At 52.0% G+C, this 19,326-nt stretch carries 18 protein-coding genes; 11 read left to right on the forward strand and 7 right to left on the reverse strand.

The genetic code is table 11. From position 1 onward, the window contains the following. Window positions 1-82 precede the first annotated feature (82 nt). Window positions 83-1,282: an MFS transporter gene (locus A9B99_RS12210; protein ID WP_064597839.1), complete on the forward strand. Its 1,200-nt coding sequence runs from the start codon at window positions 83-85 to the stop codon at window positions 1,280-1,282. A 10-nt stretch (window positions 1,283-1,292) separates the two neighbouring features. On the opposite strand, the gene A9B99_RS12215 is transcribed toward A9B99_RS12210, so the two are convergent. Further along, window positions 1,293-1,853: a DcrB family lipoprotein gene (locus A9B99_RS12215; protein ID WP_064597840.1), complete on the reverse strand. Its 561-nt coding sequence runs from the start codon at window positions 1,851-1,853 to the stop codon at window positions 1,293-1,295. Window positions 1,854-1,925: 72 nt separating this feature from the next. Next, window positions 1,926-2,591 carry a 7-cyano-7-deazaguanine/7-aminomethyl-7-deazaguanine transporter gene (locus tag A9B99_RS12220; protein ID WP_064597842.1) on the reverse strand — a complete coding sequence of 222 codons (666 nt, stop codon included), beginning with the start codon at window positions 2,589-2,591 and terminating at the stop codon, window positions 1,926-1,928. A gap of 349 nt (window positions 2,592-2,940) precedes the next feature. On the opposite strand from A9B99_RS12220, the gene tusA reads away from it, so the two are divergent. Beyond that, window positions 2,941-3,186: a sulfurtransferase TusA gene (tusA, locus tag A9B99_RS12225; protein ID WP_064597844.1), complete on the forward strand. Its 246-nt coding sequence runs from the start codon at window positions 2,941-2,943 to the stop codon at window positions 3,184-3,186. A gap of 5 nt (window positions 3,187-3,191) precedes the next feature. On the opposite strand, the gene A9B99_RS12230 is transcribed toward tusA, so the two are convergent. Continuing rightward, the gene (locus A9B99_RS12230; RefSeq protein WP_064597846.1) at window positions 3,192-5,447 is read right to left on the reverse strand and encodes a zinc/cadmium/mercury/lead-transporting ATPase; all 2,256 of its coding nucleotides are present in this window, start codon (window positions 5,445-5,447) and stop codon (window positions 3,192-3,194) included. A 132-nt stretch (window positions 5,448-5,579) separates the two neighbouring features. Continuing rightward, window positions 5,580-6,206 carry a lysoplasmalogenase gene (locus tag A9B99_RS12235; protein WP_064597848.1) on the reverse strand — a complete coding sequence of 209 codons (627 nt, stop codon included), beginning with the start codon at window positions 6,204-6,206 and terminating at the stop codon, window positions 5,580-5,582. Between the two features lie 158 nt (window positions 6,207-6,364). On the opposite strand from A9B99_RS12235, the gene A9B99_RS12240 reads away from it, so the two are divergent. After that, on the forward strand, window positions 6,365-6,724 hold the full coding sequence (locus tag A9B99_RS12240) for a DUF2500 domain-containing protein (RefSeq protein ID WP_064597849.1): 360 nt from the start codon (window positions 6,365-6,367) through the stop codon (window positions 6,722-6,724). Between the two features lie 9 nt (window positions 6,725-6,733). On the opposite strand, the gene A9B99_RS12245 is transcribed toward A9B99_RS12240, so the two are convergent. Beyond that, the gene (locus A9B99_RS12245) at window positions 6,734-7,003 is read right to left on the reverse strand and encodes a DUF1145 family protein (protein ID WP_036114227.1); all 270 of its coding nucleotides are present in this window, start codon (window positions 7,001-7,003) and stop codon (window positions 6,734-6,736) included. Next, on the reverse strand, window positions 6,993-7,589 hold the full coding sequence (rsmD, locus tag A9B99_RS12250; protein ID WP_064597850.1) for a 16S rRNA (guanine(966)-N(2))-methyltransferase: 597 nt from the start codon (window positions 7,587-7,589) through the stop codon (window positions 6,993-6,995). Before rsmD ends, A9B99_RS12245 begins: the two co-directional genes overlap by 11 nt. A gap of 248 nt (window positions 7,590-7,837) precedes the next feature. Here rsmD and ftsY point away from each other — a divergent pair, with 248 nt between their 5' ends. From ftsY to rpoH, 4 genes are all read left to right on the forward strand, one after another. Then, on the forward strand, window positions 7,838-9,316 hold the full coding sequence (gene ftsY, locus A9B99_RS12255) for a signal recognition particle-docking protein FtsY (RefSeq protein WP_064597851.1): 1,479 nt from the start codon (window positions 7,838-7,840) through the stop codon (window positions 9,314-9,316). A gap of 2 nt (window positions 9,317-9,318) precedes the next feature. Beyond that, window positions 9,319-9,987, forward strand: a complete 669-nt coding sequence (ftsE, locus tag A9B99_RS12260) for a cell division ATP-binding protein FtsE (protein WP_064597852.1) — start codon at window positions 9,319-9,321, stop codon at window positions 9,985-9,987. Continuing rightward, a complete protein-coding gene (ftsX, locus tag A9B99_RS12265) occupies window positions 9,965-11,044 on the forward strand; it encodes a permease-like cell division protein FtsX (RefSeq protein ID WP_369936959.1) in 1,080 nt (359 codons plus the stop codon). The genes ftsE and ftsX overlap by 23 nt, the downstream gene beginning before the upstream one ends. A 271-nt stretch (window positions 11,045-11,315) precedes the next feature. Next, window positions 11,316-12,173, forward strand: a complete 858-nt coding sequence (gene rpoH, locus A9B99_RS12270; protein WP_064597856.1) for an RNA polymerase sigma factor RpoH — start codon at window positions 11,316-11,318, stop codon at window positions 12,171-12,173. A 63-nt stretch (window positions 12,174-12,236) separates the two neighbouring features. Here rpoH and pdxR read toward each other — a convergent pair whose 3' ends face one another. Further along, window positions 12,237-13,742 carry a MocR-like pyridoxine biosynthesis transcription factor PdxR gene (pdxR, locus tag A9B99_RS12275; protein WP_064597858.1) on the reverse strand — a complete coding sequence of 502 codons (1,506 nt, stop codon included), beginning with the start codon at window positions 13,740-13,742 and terminating at the stop codon, window positions 12,237-12,239. A 129-nt stretch (window positions 13,743-13,871) separates the two neighbouring features. On the opposite strand from pdxR, the gene A9B99_RS12280 reads away from it, so the two are divergent. From A9B99_RS12280 to A9B99_RS12295, 4 genes are all read left to right on the forward strand, one after another. After that, window positions 13,872-15,152 (forward strand): 4-aminobutyrate--2-oxoglutarate transaminase, encoded by a 1,281-nt coding sequence (locus tag A9B99_RS12280; RefSeq protein WP_064597860.1) that lies wholly within the window; start codon window positions 13,872-13,874, stop codon window positions 15,150-15,152. Next, entirely contained in the window at window positions 15,149-16,603 is a 1,455-nt protein-coding gene (locus A9B99_RS12285) for an NAD-dependent succinate-semialdehyde dehydrogenase (RefSeq protein WP_064597861.1), read from the forward strand. Before A9B99_RS12280 ends, A9B99_RS12285 begins: the two co-directional genes overlap by 4 nt. A 58-nt stretch (window positions 16,604-16,661) precedes the next feature. Next, a complete protein-coding gene (locus A9B99_RS12290) occupies window positions 16,662-17,906 on the forward strand; it encodes an aromatic amino acid transport family protein (RefSeq protein ID WP_064597863.1) in 1,245 nt (414 codons plus the stop codon). Between the two features lie 252 nt (window positions 17,907-18,158). Next, window positions 18,159-19,268, forward strand: coding sequence for a branched-chain amino acid ABC transporter substrate-binding protein (locus tag A9B99_RS12295; protein ID WP_156519049.1), 1,110 nt, complete (start codon window positions 18,159-18,161; stop codon window positions 19,266-19,268). Window positions 19,269-19,326: the final 58 nt, after the last annotated feature.

Genomic DNA, 19,326 nt, shown 5'->3' on the forward strand with positions numbered 1-19,326 from the left:
TTCACACCGAATAATCGAAGAAACCCATGTATTTTCAGGGTATAGTGAATTACCTGGTAACTTATATTTCCGGTAACCTGCCATGTCAGCCCCTGTTTCAGAAGCCCCGCTCAGTGGTGCGCGCCTGAATTTGCGCATCGGCTCCATCGTTATGTTCAACTTTGCCAGCTACCTTACAATTGGCCTGCCCCTGGCCGTGTTACCGGGCTATGTCCATGACGTTATGGGGTTCAGTGCTTTCTGGGCTGGCCTGGTTATCAGCCTGCAATATTTTGCGACCTTACTTAGCCGCCCGCACTCTGGCCGTTCGGCTGACCGCTTTGGCCCCAAACGCGTGGTTATTCTTGGGTTATGCGGTTGCCTGCTTAGTGGCGCATGTTACCTGCTGGCCGCTAATCTTGAACACCTGCCTGCCGTGAGCCTTGCCGCATTGTGCCTGGGGCGGGTTATTCTCGGCCTTGGGCAAAGTTTTGCCGGTACAGGGTCAACTTTGTGGGGCGTGGGGGTGGTTGGTTCTGCGCAAATAGGCAAAGTGATTTCGTGGAATGGTATTGCCACTTATGGCGCCATGGCGCTGGGGGCCCCGCTCGGTGTATGGATTTACCACTTGGGTGGGTTGTTTCTGCTGGCAGTGGTGATTATGGGCGTGGCATTGCTGGCAATCTTGCTGGCGCTTCCCCGTCCTCATGTGAAGGCCAGTAAGGGAAAACCGCTGCCTTTTCGCGCCGTGCTGGGCAAAGTATGGGTGTATGGTTTGGTTCTGGCACTGGGGTCGGCCGGTTTTGGGGTTATCGCCACTTTCATTACGCTGTTTTTTCAGGCGAAAGGGTGGTCTGATGCCGCCTTTGCTCTAACGTTGTTCAGCAGTGCATTTGTTGGGGCACGGTTGTTATTTCCCAATGCCATTAACCGCCGGGGTGGTGTGTTTGTCGCAATGTGCTGTCTGAGCATAGAGATTGTGGGTTTGGTGCTGGTAGGGTTCTCAATGTCCCCCTGGGTGGCGAACATGGGAGCTTTACTGGCGGGCGCCGGGTTCTCGCTGGTCTTTCCTTCATTGGGTGTGGTGGCGGTCAAAGCCGTGCCGCAACCAAATCAGGGGAGTGCGTTGGCGACCTATACCGTATTTATGGATATGTCTTTGGGGATTACCGGGCCACTTGCCGGATTAGTGATGGCATGGGCGGGTATTCCGGCTATCTACTTTGGTGCGGCCGGGCTTTCGGGAATCGGGTTGTTGCTAACCTGGCGAATGAAAAACCGGCCCGCATTACAGGCCGGCTAATCGTAAGGCGTTATTTCACTTCAACACTGCCGATAATATTATTCGCAACAACCTGCGATTGCTGCTGATTGTTTGCAGGCAGGGTTACTTGCATGGTGACCAGTTTATTGTCCACATTACCCAGCAGAACAGAAGACCAGGCTGTGTGGCCTTTTGCTGAGATAATGCTGTCGAGTTGCTGGAAAGTATGACCATGTAATTCTACAGACTTGTTGGCGATAACCTGTAGTTGCGGGTCGCGGTCACGTTGTTCATTTTCCAGGCGCTTGCCCAGTACATCCAGTGCATCCACACTCTTATCGCCCACAATCACAATGACTGCGGATTGCCCGGTTGGATCAGAGTACACATGCAAATTATTGGCCTGAGTGCCCAGTTTCCCGCTCTGGTCGCTCATATCCGCCGGTAAGGTGAAATTCAGCTTGCCTTCGAGTAACGAGACCGTGTTGCTCTGTGCTTTTTGACTCTGGGCAGCATTATTTGCTGTTGGCGTATTGCTGTCTTTATTGTCACAAGCTGCCAGCCCACAGACCAGCAGGCCAATACCGACATATTTTACCAGGTTGCGCATTGACATCTTCCTTTGAGTTAAACAGCCATGATGGCTATCCGCCCAGTTTACCACAAGAAAAAAGCGCGTCCCTTAATGGACTTGCAACACTGTTAAATCAGATTTGTCTGCCAGCTTTTTCAACACCACATTGAGCAGTACACCATAGGCGGGCAGGAAGAAGACCATACTGATAAGAACCTTGAAGCTGTAGTCTACCAGTGCAATTTCGACCCAGTGTTGTGCCATAAATGGATCCGGGCTGTGCCAAAACGCAATAAAGAAAAATGCCAGGGTATCGCTGATATTGCCTAAAAAGGTGGATGCCGTGGGTGCCAGCCACCAGTAATGGCTCTGGCGCAGGCGGTTAAAGACATGAACATCCAGAATTTGCCCCAGAGCGTAGGCCATAAAACTCGCGGCAGCAATACGGGCAACGAACAGATTGAAATGCCCCAGCGCACTAAACCCTTGCCAGGCACCATCGGCAAACAGCGAGGAGATAACATAGGAAATCAGTAATGAAGGAACCATTACAGCAAAAATAATCCGCCGGGCCAGTGGCGCGCCAAAAATACGCACGGTCAGGTCAGTTGCCAGAAAAATAAACGGGAAGGTGAAGGCACCCCAGGTGGTGTGAAAACCAAACACGGAAACCGGGAGCTGTACCAGGTAGTTGCTGGAGGTAATCACCAGCAGGTGGAACAACGAAAGCCAAAAAAGCGCATGCATGCGCTGGATTGCGGTAAAACGAATCATCAATGTCACCTTTTTGTTTGCTGGGGTGAGGGAACCCAGTCACTGGTTTGCCTGGCACAATATGCGCCATAGCGAGGAAAACCGCCGAATGATACGCAGTTGAGCAAGTTTTGCAATGGTTAATTTTAACGCAATCGTTCACGCTGCTTGCGCTGTTGCGTGCTCTGCGTAAACTAGAGCGCCTGAGACTTACAGGCAGAGACTCGCACGGTTTTGCTGTAAGGTGCATCGTAATAAATGGTAAATCAGAATCCTGATTTACCACTCTGTTCTTTTAAAAAACCATGATAGCTGGCTGGTATACTCTGGCTTATCAACTGCCTGGTTTTATGACTTTTTAGAGAAAACTATGTCAAATCTGTTTTCCAGCCCTGACCATACGCTTGATGCGCAAGGGCTGCGTTGCCCGGAACCGGTAATGATGGTGCGCAAAACGGTACGTGGTATGCAAACCGGTGAAACATTGCTGATCCTGGCCGACGACCCGGCAACCACTCGCGATATTCCCGGTTTTTGTCGGTTTATGGAGCACGAGCTGGTAGCCCAGAGCACAGAAACCCTGCCCTACCGCTACCTGCTGCGTAAACAACACTGATTCTGTTACCGGGCGCGCTGGCGTAACAGCCGCAAGGCATTTAATGTCACCAGCGCCGTAGCGCCGGAATCCGCCAGCACAGCCATCCACAACCCGGTAATACCCAATAAACTGGTGACCAGAAAGATACCCTTCAGGCCAAGGGCGAGGGTGATGTTCTGGCGGATATTGTTGTGCGCAGCGCGTGCCAGACGAATCATGTCGGGTAAAGCACTAAGGTTGCTGTGAGTTATGGCGGCATCAGCGGTTTCCAGCGCGACATCGGTTCCGTTCCCCATGGCAATGCCTGTCGTTGCGGCCTTCATTGCCGGAGCGTCATTGATACCATCTCCTACCATGGCGATGGTACCCTGTTCGCGCAGACGAGCTACCGCTGCCACTTTATCGGCGGGTAATAAACCAGCCTGAAATTCAAGCCCGGTTTCCTGGGCAATAGCGGCTGCGGCTCGTGGGTTATCGCCGGTTAACATCGTGCCACGGATCCCCATACTCTCCAGCCTGGCAATGGCATCACGGGCATCCTGGCGTAGGGTATCCTGCAGGGCAAAGTAGCCCAGTAATTGATGGGAAGTGAGTGCTACAACCAGAATCAATGTTCGCCCGGCTGTTTCCTGTGCAGTGATGGCTGCGCTGTGTTGTGGTGTGAGAACACCACCGGGTGCGGCATCTGGCGCGCACAGAAAATAATCTTCACCGTTAATCTGTGCCTGAATACCCTTGCCAGGAATGACCCGCTGATTGAGGGCTTCGGGAAGAACCAACTGTTGCTGTTGGGCGGCGGCTACAATCGCCTGTGCCAGTGGATGCGTGGCACCTTGTTCAACAGTTGCTGCCAGGCGCAATAATTCATTTTCACTGATTTCAGCGCAGATTTCAGTGTGAACAATTGATGGTTTGCCCAGGGTTAATGTTCCGGTTTTATCAAAGGCGATATGGCGTACGGTGCCCAGTTGCTCCAGTGCTGCGCCGCCTTTAATCAAAGCGCCAAAACGTGCACCTGCTGCCAACGCAGAGGTAATGGCCGCTGGAGTGGAAATGACCAGCGCGCAGGGGCAACCAATTAATAGCAAGGTCAGCCCTTTATAAATCCATTCCTGCCAGGGCGCTGCAAACAGCAAAGGCGGAAGTAATGTTGTCAGGAGTGCCAGCAGGATAACCAGCGGTGTGTAAACCCGACTGAAGCGGTCAATAAAACGCTCGACTGGCGCTTTACGGCTTTCCGCCTGTTCAATCAGGTTGAGAATTCGGTCGATGGCATTCTCTCCCGGGCGGGATACGACGGTGAGTGTTACCCGGTTCTCCACACTGGTACTCCCCGCAGGTACAACATCATGTTGCCGGTGAACGACAGGAACAGATTCGCCAGTAAGCGCACTTTCATCGAAGCTGGCGATATCATCATTTAATGTACCGTCTGCCGGAAGCCGCCCGCCTGCGGCGATTTCAATAATATCGCCTGGGCGCAACGATTCTGCCGGAACTGTCTCTCGCAGCCCATTTTGCAGGCGCGTGGCGGTATCGGGTTTTAACGCCATGAGCGCACTGACACCACTGCGGGCTCGTTGTGCGGCGTAACCTTCCAGGTGCTCGCCCAGCATAAATAGCAGCAGAACCATTGCAGCCTCAGCCGTGGCGCCAATAAATAACGCCCCAAGGGCAGCAACTGTCATCAGGGTTTCAATACTGAATGGACTGCCGGTTTTTATGGATTTAAACGCCTGGCGGGCAATTGGCCACAGGCCAACCAGCGTGGTCAGGATAAAGGCTACCTGTCCGGCTATGGGTGAAAATGCGCGAACAGCCCAACTACAGAGCATCATGGCGGTTAGCACAAACAATGGCAGATAATCGCGCCATGTGTGGGTTGACACGGCGGGACGGGTATTGCTGTGTAAACGGTAACCCGCGTTATTGACCACACGCTCAACCTGTTTGCGAATATCGCTATCGGCATCTACAACCAGTTTTTCACTGGAGAATACGACCTGCACCTGCTTTGCTTCACTGAGCTGGCGTACGGCCGTCTCAACTTTTCTGGCGCAGGCTGCGCAGTCCATTCCTTCCACTCGCCATTGAAAACGCTGGCTGGCTGCCTGCATTTTGCCGGCTTCGGATTCAGCATTTGCTGTTGCGGCACAACAGGCCGTTTTACCTTGGCAACAGGAGGATTGTTCTGCCGATGACGCAACAGGCTTAAGCCGGGCAGTACTCAATGACGGAACCTGGCGCTGGGATGAAGTGGGTGGCGGTGAAATACGCATACAGTCTCCGGTAAAAAAGCAGGGCCTGTATTAATGCTAAACTCTGGAGTCAACTCCAGAGTCAAGTAAAAAATGCGTTCACCTTTGCTAACGGAAAAGGGGAAAACTGTCTTACGCTTTCCCATTGCCATTTTACAGATAGAGCGAGCGAACAATTAAGAAATGCCCGGCGAAATAGAATGCCGCAGTTATTGCCCGGCCTGCAGTAAAACGCCGCCTGAAGTGGCTGAATAGCCAGATGCTATGGCTGATTAACAACAACGCTGTACCAACAAAGGCCGAAAAGCGGGTATCCACCGGGCGGGCAAAGTAGAGCTCTGCCGCCAGCCATACCATGACCAGTGTCATCCCCACAAACGCACAGACAGGCCAGCGCAGTTCTCCTAATTTGCTCCAGACAACTGCCAGTAACAGGGCACCCAAAACTGCCAGCACTACCGGCACTGGCCACCAAAAACTGAAGCTCATCTGGCTGGCGAACCAGACTGTATAGAGCAGGTGCGACAGAAAGAACGCACTAAGGGCATAAATAAAGCGCTGGGTGGGCAGCAGCAGTAAGGCATCTCCTGCCATAGAAGCCACCACTCCGGCCAGCACAAGGTAGCTCATTAAATTAAACATGGGAGCTTGCCAGGCCAGCAGTAGCAACAGTAACAACGTGACGGGTTTAAACAGCCAGCGTTGCCATCCAGGACCGCGGTAGGACGCATCAACATACAGCCAACCAGAAAAACACACTGCAATAAATGACCAAAGCATAGTCACTCTCCCTGTCTGGATTGATGGGCTAAAAAAAAAGGGCTGGCGCATATACCTGTGCGACCTTTCCTTGTTAAAGTCTGGGCGGCAAAGTGCCTGGCTGACAACGCCACTAAGCACAGAGTAGTCTGAAACTCGTTGTATCACTGGGGAAAGGTATGAGTAAACCGCCATTTTTTTTCGTTGCTGTTATTGCGGTAATCGTGGTTCTTGCTTCGTTACGTTACTTGCAGCAGCGCCGCCAGGATGCCGAAAATGACAGAGCGCCAGTCAGTCTTAAAACGATGGTGGTGTCCAGTAAGCGGGAAGTGCCGGTAACGAAACGGCGTTCACGCGAACAACAAGTTTCCTCGCCTGCGGATACTGTGCGCTATGAGATGGGGTTTCGTGCGCCGCAGGGTGGTGTGGAAATGCGCTTTCGGGTAACGGCGCAGCAATACCACGCCGTGTCCGTTGGCGACCATGGTACGTTGCATTACCAGGGCACCCGGTTTCTGGAATTTACGCCAGCCCCATGAATACAGGCATCATGGTTTTTTTTGTTGTTTCTTTTGCCAGGCCAGCAATTCGAATACGCCGAACAAAAAGATGCGTGTTTGCTGCAATGTGCCGATTTTTGGGGAGTCTTTACCCTGGCTTGCTTTCAACAAAGTGACTTGCAGGCCATGCATAAAAAACGTGAAAACCATCGCCACATTCATAAAGTAGTTCAGCGGCTTAGGAAAGGGGTGGATCAAGTTCAATACCATAAACCCCCACACGCCGAGCATCAGCAGGCGGCCCAGATTAATCAGCATTCTGTTCTCCTTGTGCTTTGCGCAAGTAAAGGCGATAGGCCACTTGCCCGGCCGTTTTTTCGCGGTGTAATTCCCAGTTACCAGGCACTGCGGGTAACCCATGCTCTGATTCGCTCTCAATATAAATCACTGCATCTGGGGCCAACCAGTTATTGTGTTCCAGTAATTGCAATGTCTCTTCCAGCAGCCCTTTACGAAACGGAGGGTCGACAAACACGATATTGTGCGGTGAACCGGGTTGTGCAAGGTGTGCCAGTGTATTGGCCGCCAGCACTTTACCGTTACTGGCATTGAGTGTTGCCAGGTTTTTTTGCAACTGTGTAGCTACGCTGCGTTCCAGTTCAAGCAATGTCGCACTGGCCGCGTAGCGGGATAACGCTTCAAGACCCAGTGCGCCACTTCCGGCAAAACAATCGAGGCAGTGCGCATCAACAATATAGGGTGCCAGCCAGTTAAACACTGTCTCCCGCACCCGGTCTGTGGTGGGACGCAGGCCGGGGCTGTCTGGCACCGGGAGTTTACGCCCCCGCCATTGCCCGCCAATAATACGTATCTGGCCGGCGCCGTTAGTTTGTTTTTTCTTCATAAATCGCACTGAGCTTAAGGATGTTGCGGCTATTCTAGCGGCGAGCGCGCAATGGGGAAACCTCCATCCATTCCGGCTATGTGATTAACCTGCTGCATTTTGCAGCCAGCCTTGCGGGATAGCATCTGCCGGAGTGCTCACTTGACGGGAAAGTGATAGACTGTCTCATTCAATTATTTCCATTTTGGGTCCCTGCTGAAGGCATGCGGGGCATCGCCATGAATCAGCAGCGAGGAGTGTGGTCGCCGATGGCAAAAGAAAAAAAACGTGGCTTGTTTTCCTGGCTGGGCTTTGGCCAGAAGGCTGCGGAAGAAGAACAAAAACAGGATGTTGCTGAGCAGGACGTAACCCCCCGGGAAGACGACGCAGCGGCTGCGCTACAGGGCAGTGACAGTGTGGTGGGCGCAGAGCAGGCGGCAGAGCCTGAAGCGGCTGCACCCGCTGAAGATGCACATGCGCGCAATGTGGCAGAACTGGCTACAGAAAGTGAAACCGGCGTATCTGCTGAACTGACGTCATCGCCCGATAATGCCAGTGAAGAACACCTTGTTGAAGAAAAGGTTGTTGAAGACGAGGCTGTTGAAAAGGATGCGGAAGATGCTGGTGTTGAGCATTCAACGCCAGTAACAACCGCTGAGGCAGTGGAAGATACCGACAACATGGTTGCTGCCGGTGTAGTTGAGCAGGTTGCGGAAGCCGCACAGCTTCCTGCAGAAGCAGAAGCAGAAGCAGAAGCAGAAGCAGAAGCAGAAGCAGAAGCAGAAGCAGAAGTACCCTCTGAACCCATTGAGCAGGAAAAACCCACTAAAGAAGGTTTCTTTGCCCGCCTGAAACGTAGCCTGGTTAAAACGCGCCAGAATCTGGGTTCCGGATTTATCTCCTTGTTCCGCGGCAAAAAAATCGATGATGATTTGTTCGAGGAACTGGAAGAACAACTGCTCATCGCGGATGTTGGGGTGGAAACCACTCGTAAAATTATCACCAACCTTACGGAAGGCGCTTCCCGGAAACAACTGCGTGATGCAGAAGCCCTGTACGGGTTACTGAAAGAAGAGATGGCGGAAATCCTGGTAAAAGTAGACCAGCCGCTGGATATCGAAGGGAAAACACCGTTTGTTATTCTGATGGTTGGGGTGAATGGCGTAGGCAAGACCACCACCATTGGTAAACTGGCGCGCCAGTTCCAGCAGCAGGGCAAATCAGTGATGCTGGCGGCAGGGGATACTTTCCGTGCGGCGGCTGTAGAGCAGTTGCAGGTTTGGGGTCAGCGTAATGATATTCCGGTGATTGCACAACACACGGGCGCGGATTCCGCTTCGGTGATTTTTGATGCCATTCAGGCAGCGAAGGCTCGTCATGTTGATGTGCTGATAGCCGACACCGCCGGTCGCTTACAGAATAAAGCGCACCTGATGGAAGAGCTGAAAAAGATTGTCCGGGTGATGAAAAAGCTCGATGAAAGTGCACCCCATGAAGTGATGCTGACAATTGATGCCAGTACCGGGCAAAATGCAGTCAGCCAGACGAAGCTGTTCCATGAAGCAGTAGGTCTGAGTGGCATCACGCTCACGAAGCTTGATGGTACTGCGAAAGGGGGAGTTATCTTCTCGGTTGCTGACCAGTACAGCATTCCAATTCGCTATATTGGGGTGGGTGAACGTATTGAAGACCTGCGTCCGTTTAAAGCGGACGATTTTATTGAGGCATTATTTGCCCGAGAGGATTAAAGATGATTCGCTTTGAACATGTCAGCAAAGCTTATCTCGGAGGAAGACAGGCGTTGCAGGGCGTATCGCTCCATATGCAACCAGGCGAGATGGCATTTCTGACCGGGCACTCTGGCGCCGGGAAGAGTACATTGCTCAAGCTCATTTGTGGCATTGAACGCCCGAGTGCGGGAAAGATCTGGTTTAGCGGGCATGAGATCAGCAGGCTGAAAAATCGGGAAATCCCGTTTCTGCGCCGCCAGATTGGCATGATCTTCCAGGATCACCACCTGCTCATGGACCGCACTGTGTTTGACAACGTCGCTATCCCGCTGATTATCGCTGGAGCCGGGGTGGAAGATATCCGCAGGCGGGTTAGTGCAGCGCTGGATAAAGTCGGTCTGCTGGACAAAGCGAAAAATTTCCCTATCCAGTTATCTGGTGGTGAACAGCAGCGCGTCGGTATTGCCCGGGCGGTGGTGAATAAGCCTGCCGTTTTGCTGGCGGACGAACCCACCGGTAACCTGGATAATGCATTGTCGGAAGGCATTCTGCGTCTGTTCGAAGAATTTAACCGCGTTGGGGTGACGGTATTGATGGCAACCCATGATACGGCGTTGATTGACAGCCGCCCTTACCGGGTGCTGACACTTAGTGACGGGCATTTGCATGGAGGCGTTGCGGGTGAATAAGCATGATGCGCTGAAGCGTATACGTCGCTTCGGCAATAAATTGCAGGACTTTAAGGACCGGGCGGCCAAAAGCGCAACACCGGCTTCCCGTAATGTGAAAGCCCGCCATAAAGGGGGCAATAAACGAGGGAAGCCGGGTAACCGTAATGTATTTAATGAACAGGTGCGTTACGCCTGGCAGGGGGCACTGGCTGACCTGCGCAGTAAACCTTTTGCCACATTTCTGACGGTAATGGTGATTGCCATTTCACTGACGTTACCCAGTGTATGCTATATCATTTACAAAAATGTCAGTGAAGCAGCAAGCCAGTATTACCCTTCGCCACAAATTACTGTGTATTTCGAGAAAACACTCGACGATAACGCGGCACAGCAAGTGGTGGGGCAAATCCAGGCAGAGCCTGGCGTCGATAAAGTCAACTATCTGACGCGCGATGAAGCGCTGGGTGAGTTCCGTAACTGGTCTGGTTTTGGTGGCGCGCTGGATATGCTAGAAGAAAACCCACTGCCAGCAGTGGCTGTTGTGGTGCCCAAAATTGATTTTCAGAATACGCAATCTCTGACTACGCTTAAAGACCGTATTTCCCGTATCCATGGTATAGATGAAGTGCGTATGGATGACGGGTGGTTTACACGCCTGGTCGCTATTACCCAGTTGGTAGGCAATGTTTCGGCCATGATTGGTATTCTGATGGTTGCGGCAGTCTTCCTGGTGATTGGTAACAGTGTGCGCCTCAGTATCTTTGCCCGGAGAGATACTATCAATGTACAAAAATTGATTGGTGCAACTGATGGTTTTATTCTGCGACCATTTTTGTATGGTGGTGCCTTGCTGGGCTTCAGTGGCGCATTTTTATCGCTGATACTGTCTGAGGTATTAGTGTTGCGTCTTGCGTCTGCTGCCGGAGATGTGGCGAAAGTATTTGGCACGACATTCAGTATCAGCGGGTTTTCCTTTGATGAAGCCCTGTTGTTATTGTTGGTGGCAGCAATGATCGGGTGGGCAGCGGCATGGCTGGCAACAGTTCAGCATTTACGCCACTTTACGCCCGATTAAAAAAATTCTGGTATACTCTCCCATTGCCTGCGAGAAATCGCAGCCGGGAGAGAGACGTAATGAATAACCCGGCGTCACTTTTCCGGATGTTCATACCTGTGTCACACTTTGTGTGTAAAATATTCACAAATCATATGTGAACTTGTGGATAACTTTATTGTCATAGCTAAGGTGTGAATGATAGTCTCGTTATTCAACACGCTTTGGTAAAAGCATGACTGCCTGACAGGGGTATGCTCAATACCAGGCGACAGGTGATGTGAGGATTTGAATGACCAAAGAAATGCAAAATTTAGCTTTAGCCCCGGTAGGCAATCTGGAATCGTATATCCGGGCGGCCAATACCTGGCCGATGTTATCGGCAGATGAAGAACGGGAGCTGGCTGAACGGCTGCATTACCAGGGTGATCTGGAAGCAGCTAAAAAGCTGATTCTGTCGCACCTGCGCTTTGTTGTTCATATTGCGCGCAACTATTCCGGTTATGGTCTGCCACAGGCTGACCTCATTCAGGAAGGCAATATCGGGCTGATGAAAGCGGTGCGCCGCTTTAACCCGGATGTAGGTGTGCGCCTGGTATCATTTGCAGTGCACTGGATCAAAGCTGAGATCCATGAATATGTGCTGCGCAACTGGCGTATCGTGAAAGTAGCAACAACCAAAGCGCAACGTAAACTGTTCTTTAACCTGCGTAAAACGAAACAGCGTTTAGGCTGGTTTAACCAGGATGAAGTCGAAATGGTTGCCCGCGAACTGGGCGTTACCAGTAAAGATGTGCGTGAAATGGAATCACGTATGGCAGCCCAGGATATGACCTTCGATATGCCAGGCGATGATGATTCTCATGACAGCCAGCCAATGGCTCCGGTCCTCTACCTGCAGGATAAATCTTCAAACTTTGCCGATGGCATTGAAGATGATAATTGGGAATCACATGCCGCCGATAAACTCACTCTGGCGCTGGAAGGCCTGGATGAGCGTAGCCAGCAAATTATTCGGGCTCGTTGGCTGGATGAAGACAACAAGAGCACATTGCAGGAACTGGCAGATCAGTATGGTGTCTCTGCTGAGCGTGTTCGCCAGCTTGAAAAGAACGCCATGAAAAAACTGCGAGCAGCTATCGAAGCCTGATTGGCACCGAACACAATCACCCCGTTTGCTACCCGGCAGACGGGGTTTTTTTATGCCGGTCATTCAGCCCCTGGTGGGTAATTCCAGTTCCGGACAAGCCCGGTGTATGCAGGGCAGTAACTTCAGAAATGCGCGTTCCATTTCCTCTTCGGGCACACAGGCAAACCCCATCAACAGCCCCTTATGTACCCGTGTTCCGAAGTAATAACGGGATAGCGGCCGCACCAGAATCCCCTGCGCGCTGGCGGCCTGGGCAATCGCCACGTCATCGGCCGTTAAAGGCAGGTTTAAAATCAGGTGCAACCCGGCATTATTGTTGAAATCCCCCAGTGCCGGTTCACCTAAATAGCGAGTAATCAGCCCTGCCAGAAAAGCCCGCCTGCGTGCGTACAGTAAGCGCATCCGGCGAATATGAGCTGTGTAGTGCCCCTGGGTAATAAACTGCGCCAGCGCATTTTGTGCCAGCAAATGCCCCCCGCGGTACAATTCCCCGTGTGCGGTTTTTAATGCACTGGCAATGGCTTTGGGAAGCACCACATAGCCAAGCCGCAAGGCCGGGTAGAGGGTTTTACTGAATGTTCCAATGTAAATAACGGGCGGGTCACGAACCAGACCCTGAAGGGCGGGAATCGGCTGCCCCGAAAAGCGAAACTCACTGTCGTAATCATCTTCCACAATCCAGCTGCCACTGTAGCGCGCCAGAGCCAGTAAGCGCTGGCGGCGTTCCAGGCTCATGACTGACCCCAACGGATATTGGTGGGATGGCGTTACGAAAATCAGGCGTGGTGGCCTGCCTGTGAGTGGTGGGTCTGGTGGGTTCATGCCGTACTGGTCAACACTGACAGGCGTAATCCGGACATCATTCATCCGCAAAATATTGCGAATTCCCCAGTAAGCGGGCTCTTCAATCCAGGCATTGTCGCCGGGATTGCACAGCATGCGGCTGATTAAATCAAACGCCTGATGTATTCCTTCAGTAATCAGGATCTGGTCTGGGGAGCAGTGCACTGAGCGTGCGACACGTAAATAATCCGCCAGGGCGAGTTGCAGGTCGGGGCTGCCTCCCTGGCAACTGTAAGTCAGTTGTTGGGCACCAGGGCGGCGGCTGATCCTGGCCTGGATTTTACTGAATAGTGCATGGGGAAATGCGGTTACATCCGGTACCCCAGGAATAAACGCTCCCCACTGCTGTGGGCTTGCACTACTGTGGTTCAGTAAGGTCTGACCACGCAATGAGAAGGCCTGAGACAGATCAGAGTCTTCTTCTGAGTTAAGTATTTCTGGAGAGGAAAAAAAAGTGTCTGGCAGGGTTTGTGCGATAAAAGTACCACTTCCCTGGCGGGAAACGATATATCCCTCGGCAAGTAATTGTTCATAAACTGTTAAAATAGTGTTGCGAGAAAAGCCAAGTTGCTGTGCCAAATCCCTGGATGGGGGCAAACGGCTCATTGGTACCAGACTACCATCAAGAATAGTCAGGCGTATCGCGTTGTAGAGCTGCTTATGCAGCTTATCTTCTGGCTGTTCTGCCAAACGTATTTGCAGTAAATCACCAATCAACGAGCGCAATTGGATCCCTCAATTTTTCTTAACTGGTACTAGATTATAGGGCCATACCCTGTGTAAATAAACGTCACTGTATAAGTTTTGTTGCACATACGTGAAAGGCTACCAGCCTCAGTGACAGGAGAATTCAGGGTGAAAAATCAGCAATTAGATAAACGTCGTCAGGATGCCACACCGCGTGGCGTAGGTGTTATGTGTGGTTTTTATGCCGAAAAAGCCGAAAACGCCACACTGTGGGATGTTGAAGGTAATGAATATATTGATTTCTCCGCCGGTATCGCGGTGCTGAATACCGGCCACCGTCATCCAAAAGTGATTGCCGCAGTAGAACGCCAGCTCCAGTCATTTACCCATACGGCCTACCAGGTGGTGCCTTATGAAAGCTATGTTTCCCTGGCCGAACGTATTAACGAGCGGGTACCTGTAGAGAAACCAGCAAAAACCACTTTCTTCTCTACCGGGGCAGAAGCGGTAGAAAATGCCGTAAAAATTGCCCGCGCTTACACACGCCGCCCGGGCATTATTACCTTTTGTGGTGGGTTCCATGGGCGTACTTTCATGACGATGGCGCTGACCGGCAAAGTGGCCCCCTACAAAATTGGTTTTGGCCCGTTCCCCGGTTCTGTATTCCATGCGCAATATCCAAATGCACTGCACGGTGTGAGTGTGCAGGATGCGATGGACAGCATTGAGCGCCTGTTTAAATCCGACATCGAGCCAACCCAGGTGGCAGCCATTCTTCTGGAACCGGTCCAGGGCGAAGGCGGTTTTATCCCTGCCCCTGCTGAATTTATGCAGGCGTTACGCACACTGTGTGATGAGCATGGCATTTTGCTGATTGCCGATGAAGTGCAGTCTGGTTTTGCCCGCACTGGCAAGTTGTTCTCCATGGAACATCACAGTGTTAAACCAGATCTGATGACTATGGCAAAAAGCCTGGCTGGTGGATTCCCGCTGTCCGGAGTCGCCGGACGCGCGGAAGTGATGGATGCGCCAGGACCGGGTGGGCTTGGTGGCACTTATGCCGGTAACCCGCTGTCTGTTGCCGCCGCTCACGCTGTGCTGGATGTGATAGATGAAGAACAATTGTGCCAGCGTGCCAGTCAACTTGGCCAGCACCTGGTAGAAGTACTGACTAAAGCCCGCGAAACCTGCCCGCACATTGCTGAAATCCGTGCACAGGGCTCCATGGTTGCCGTGGAATTCCTGGATCCCCAAACCGGTAAACCGTCTGCTGATTTCACTCGGGGTGTAATGCAGCGTGCAATGAAAGAAGGCTTGCTGTTGTTGAGCTGTGGTGTGTACGGCAACGTGATTCGTTTCCTCTACCCGTTAACAATTCCTCAAACACAATTCAGTAAAGCGCTGGATATTCTGAGCCGCGCTCTGCAACAGGAGGCCGCGGCACAATGAAACTGAATAATCCTGGCTTACTTTGCCAGCAGGCACTGGTCAATGGTCAGTGGTGCAACGCGCAGGATGGGAAAACAGAGGCTGTCACGAACCCGGCAACGGGCGAAGTGATAGCACATGTTCCCCAACTGAGTACGACTGAAACGGAGCGGGCCATTACTGCTTCTCAACAGGCACAGGCGGAGTGGAAAGCGCTGACTGCCAAACAACGTGCCGGTTATATGCAGGCCTGGGCCACCGCTATTCTTGAGGCTCAGGAAGACCTGGCGCAGTTAATGACAGCAGAGCAAGGCAAGCCGCTGGCGGAATCTCGTGGTGAAGTGGCCTATGCGGCATCGTTCATCACCTGGTTTGCTGAAGAAGCAAAACGGGTAGATGGCAGTGTATTGCAGGCTCCTCAGGCCACCCAGCGCCTGGTGGTTATTAAGCAACCCGTTGGTGTGTGCGCGGCGATTACACCATGGAACTTCCCGGCCGCCATGATCACTCGCAAGGCGGCACCCGCGCTGGCCGCAGGTTGCAGCATGATTGTCAAACCCGCAGAGCAGACACCACTTACTGCACTGGCTCTGGGTAAACTGGCGCAGGATGCTGGTATTCCGGATGGCGTGTTGCAAATCGTCACGGGCGATGCAGCCCAGGTTGGCAAAGTGCTGTGCGACAGCCCAGTAGTACGCAAGCTGAGCTTCACGGGTTCCACGGAAGTGGGCCGTATTCTGATGGCTCAATGCGCGCCGACCATTAAGAAATTGTCGCTGGAGCTGGGAGGTAATGCACCCATCATCGTATTTGACGATGCGGATATTGATAACGCCGTGGCTGGCATTATGGCGTCTAAATTCCGTAACAGCGGGCAAACCTGTGTATGCGCCAACCGTGTTTATGTGCAGGACGGGGTCTATGACCAGGTTATGGACAAGCTGGTGCAGCAAGTTGAAAAGCTGACTGTGGGCGAAGGCACCAAACCGGGTACCACTCAGGGGCCGCTGATTGATAGTCAGGCTATCGACAAGGTGCAACAACACATTGCCGATGCCGTGAGTAAAGGCGCACAGGTGGTGACTGGCGGGAAACCCCATGTACTTGGCGGAACCTTTTTTGAGCCGACGGTGGTGCGCGATGTGAACAAAACCATGCGGTTTGCCACTGAAGAAACATTCGGCCCTGTCGCGCCTGTATTCCGGTTTACCACTGAAGCGGAAGTGGTGCAGATGGCGAACGACACTATTTTTGGCCTTGCAGCCTACTTTTTTACCCGCGATGCCTCGCGCCAGTGGCGTGTTTCTGAAGCGCTGGAATACGGCATGGTCGGCGTGAATACCGGTCTTATCTCAAATGAAGTCGCACCTTTTGGCGGCGTCAAACAATCTGGGCTCGGACGCGAAGGATCGCGCTACGGAATTGAGGAATATCTGGAGCTTAAGTACCTGTGTATCGATGTGAGCTGTTAATCACCATTAAAACAACCTGGACCGGTGGGGGATGCCACCGGTTATTTAAGGAAGAACTATGTCTGAGAATACTTCTTTCTCCCGGGCCTGGTCGGCTCGAGAGCGGGTTTCTGCACCCTCCAAACCCTTAAGTTTCCTCGAAGGCGTCGCCATGATTGTTGGGACCAACATCGGCGCAGGCGTCCTGTCCATCGCTTATGCATCCAGCAAAGCTGGATTCCTTTCTCTCTTGTTCTGGCTGGTTATTGTGGGCGTGTTAACCACGATTACTATGCTCTATGTTGCTGAATCTACGTTACGTACTCGTGCCCATCTCCAGCTAAGCGGCCTGGCAAAACGCTATGTCGGTGGCGTGGGTTCCTGGTTGATGTTCCTCTCTGTGTGTGTCAACAGTGTCGGGGCATTAACTGCCTATATGACCGGCAGTGGTAAACTCTTGCATTCCCTGTTAGGGGTATCACCAGCGGTGGGCAGTTTGTGTTTCTTCTTGCCTGCTGCGGGTGTGCTTTGGCTGGGGCTGAAGGCGATAGGTCGTGGTGAAAAGTTTATCAGTGTCGGTATGGTTGTGATGATAACGGTGCTGGTGGCGGCTACGTTCCTGAAAGACACCACTCAAATGCGTTTTCTGTTGGAAGGTGACTGGCGCTATATGGTGCCGGTATTTAACGTGATCGCATTCTGCTTTTCTGCGCAATATATCGTGCCGGAAATGGCCCGTGGGTTCAGCGATAAACCCGCTCAGTTGCCCAAAGCCATTATGGTGGGAATGGGGCTGACATTCGTGTTATTAACGGTGGTGCCACTTTCAGTTATTTCACTAAATGGTCTGGATGCTGTCAGCGATGTTGCCACCATTTCCTGGGGTAAGGCATTGGGGGAATGGGCTTTCTTCTCTGCCAATATCTTTGCGTTATGCGCCATGCTCACTTCGTATTGGGGGTTGGGTGGTAGCTTTCTGACTAATATCTTCGACAAATTTTCACTTGGCAGTGATACCCAGTCACTCCGTCGGTTTGGCGTAATGCTGCTGGTGGTGGTTCCGCCGTTTATTCTGGCGTACAGCGGTATGGTGTCTTTTGTTAATGCACTTTATTTTGCCGGGGTATTCAGTGGCGTTATTTTGTCGATTATGCCGATTCTTATCCTCAAAGGTGCCCGGGAGAAAGGGGATATTACCCCGGCCTGGCAGTGTGCTGATGTGATTACACACCCGGTACTCAAAGGTGTAATTGTTCTGATGTACATACTAAGCGCTCTCTACGCTATCGTTTCGGCATTAGGTTATTTACCCGCAGGTTGGTGATTTTCCACTCTCCCACTTGCTGTGTAGTGCTGGCAAGTGGGCTTTTTGCATCACAAAAGTGTTGCAGTCTGTTGAAAAATGTTATTCCAAATCCACCAAAATAAGGTATGTTCAGGCAGAGTATGCTGCATGGGCACGGGCAGCCTTACCGACAATAAAACAAATGGTGTGACAGGCGCACTTAAGCTGGCCGTTACAAAAAAGTGCCAAATACAACAAACTGCAATCACAACAAGAATGGGGAAACTCAGGATGAATATGAAGGGTAAAGCGTTACTGGCAGGGTGTATTGCTCTGGCGATGAGCGGCGTGGCAGTGGCTAAGGATATTAAAGTCGCTGTTGTGGGTGCCATGTCCGGGCCGGTAGCGCAGTATGGTGACCAGGAGTTTACCGGTGCGCGCCAGGCTATTGCAGATATTAACGCAAAAGGCGGGATTAAAGGCGACAAGCTGGTTGCCGTGGAATACGACGATGCCTGTGACCCGAAACAAGCGGTAGCCGTGGCGAACAAAGTGGTTAACGATGGCATTAAATATGTTATTGGCCACCTGTGTTCTTCTTCAACTCAGCCCGCATCTGATATCTATGAAGATGAAGGTGTGCTGATGATTACGCCTGCTGCAACAGCGCCAGAACTGACTGCTCGTGGTTATAAACTGATTCTGCGTACCACTGGTCTGGATTCTGACCAGGGGCCAACTGCGGTGAAATACATTCTGGACCACGTTAAGCCAAAACGCATTGCGGTGATCCATGACAAACAACAGTACGGTGAAGGTCTGGCCACATCAGTTCGTGATGGCCTGAAAAAAGCCGGGGCCAATGTGGTGTTTTTTGATGGTATCACTGCTGGTGAGAAAGATTTCTCCACATTGGTTGACCGTCTGAAGAAAGAAGACATCGATTTTGTTTACTATGGTGGTTATCACCCGGAAATGGGCCAAATCCTGCGTCAGTCTAAAGCTGCCGGGCTGAAAATTCAGTTTATGGGCCCGGAAGGCGTGGCGAACGTTTCTCTGTCCAATATTGCAGGCCAGGCGGCAGAAGGCATACTGGTTACCAAACCGAAGAACTACGACCAGTTGCCGGCAAACAAACCGATTGTTGCCGCTATCAAAGCCAAAAAACAGGATCCAAGTGGTGCGTTTGTATGGACCACCTACGCTGCTGTTCAGTCTCTGGCTACCGCGCTGGAAAATACCGGTGGTGGCGATACTGAAGCTATGGCTGATTACCTGAAAGCCCACGGTGCAAATACGGTCATGGGGCCGTTGTCATGGGACCAAAAAGGCGACCTGAAAGGCTTTGAATTCGGCGTGTTTACCTGGCATGCCAACGGTACAGCAACAGACGCTAAATAACGGTTGTCAGTAAAAGCGCCCTCTGTGTGAGGGCCTTGTGGGCAGGGGCAGGTTATGC

Origin of the sequence: Mangrovibacter phragmitis, assembly GCF_001655675.1 — a bacterium.
GTDB lineage: Bacteria > Pseudomonadota > Gammaproteobacteria > Enterobacterales > Enterobacteriaceae > Mangrovibacter > Mangrovibacter phragmitis.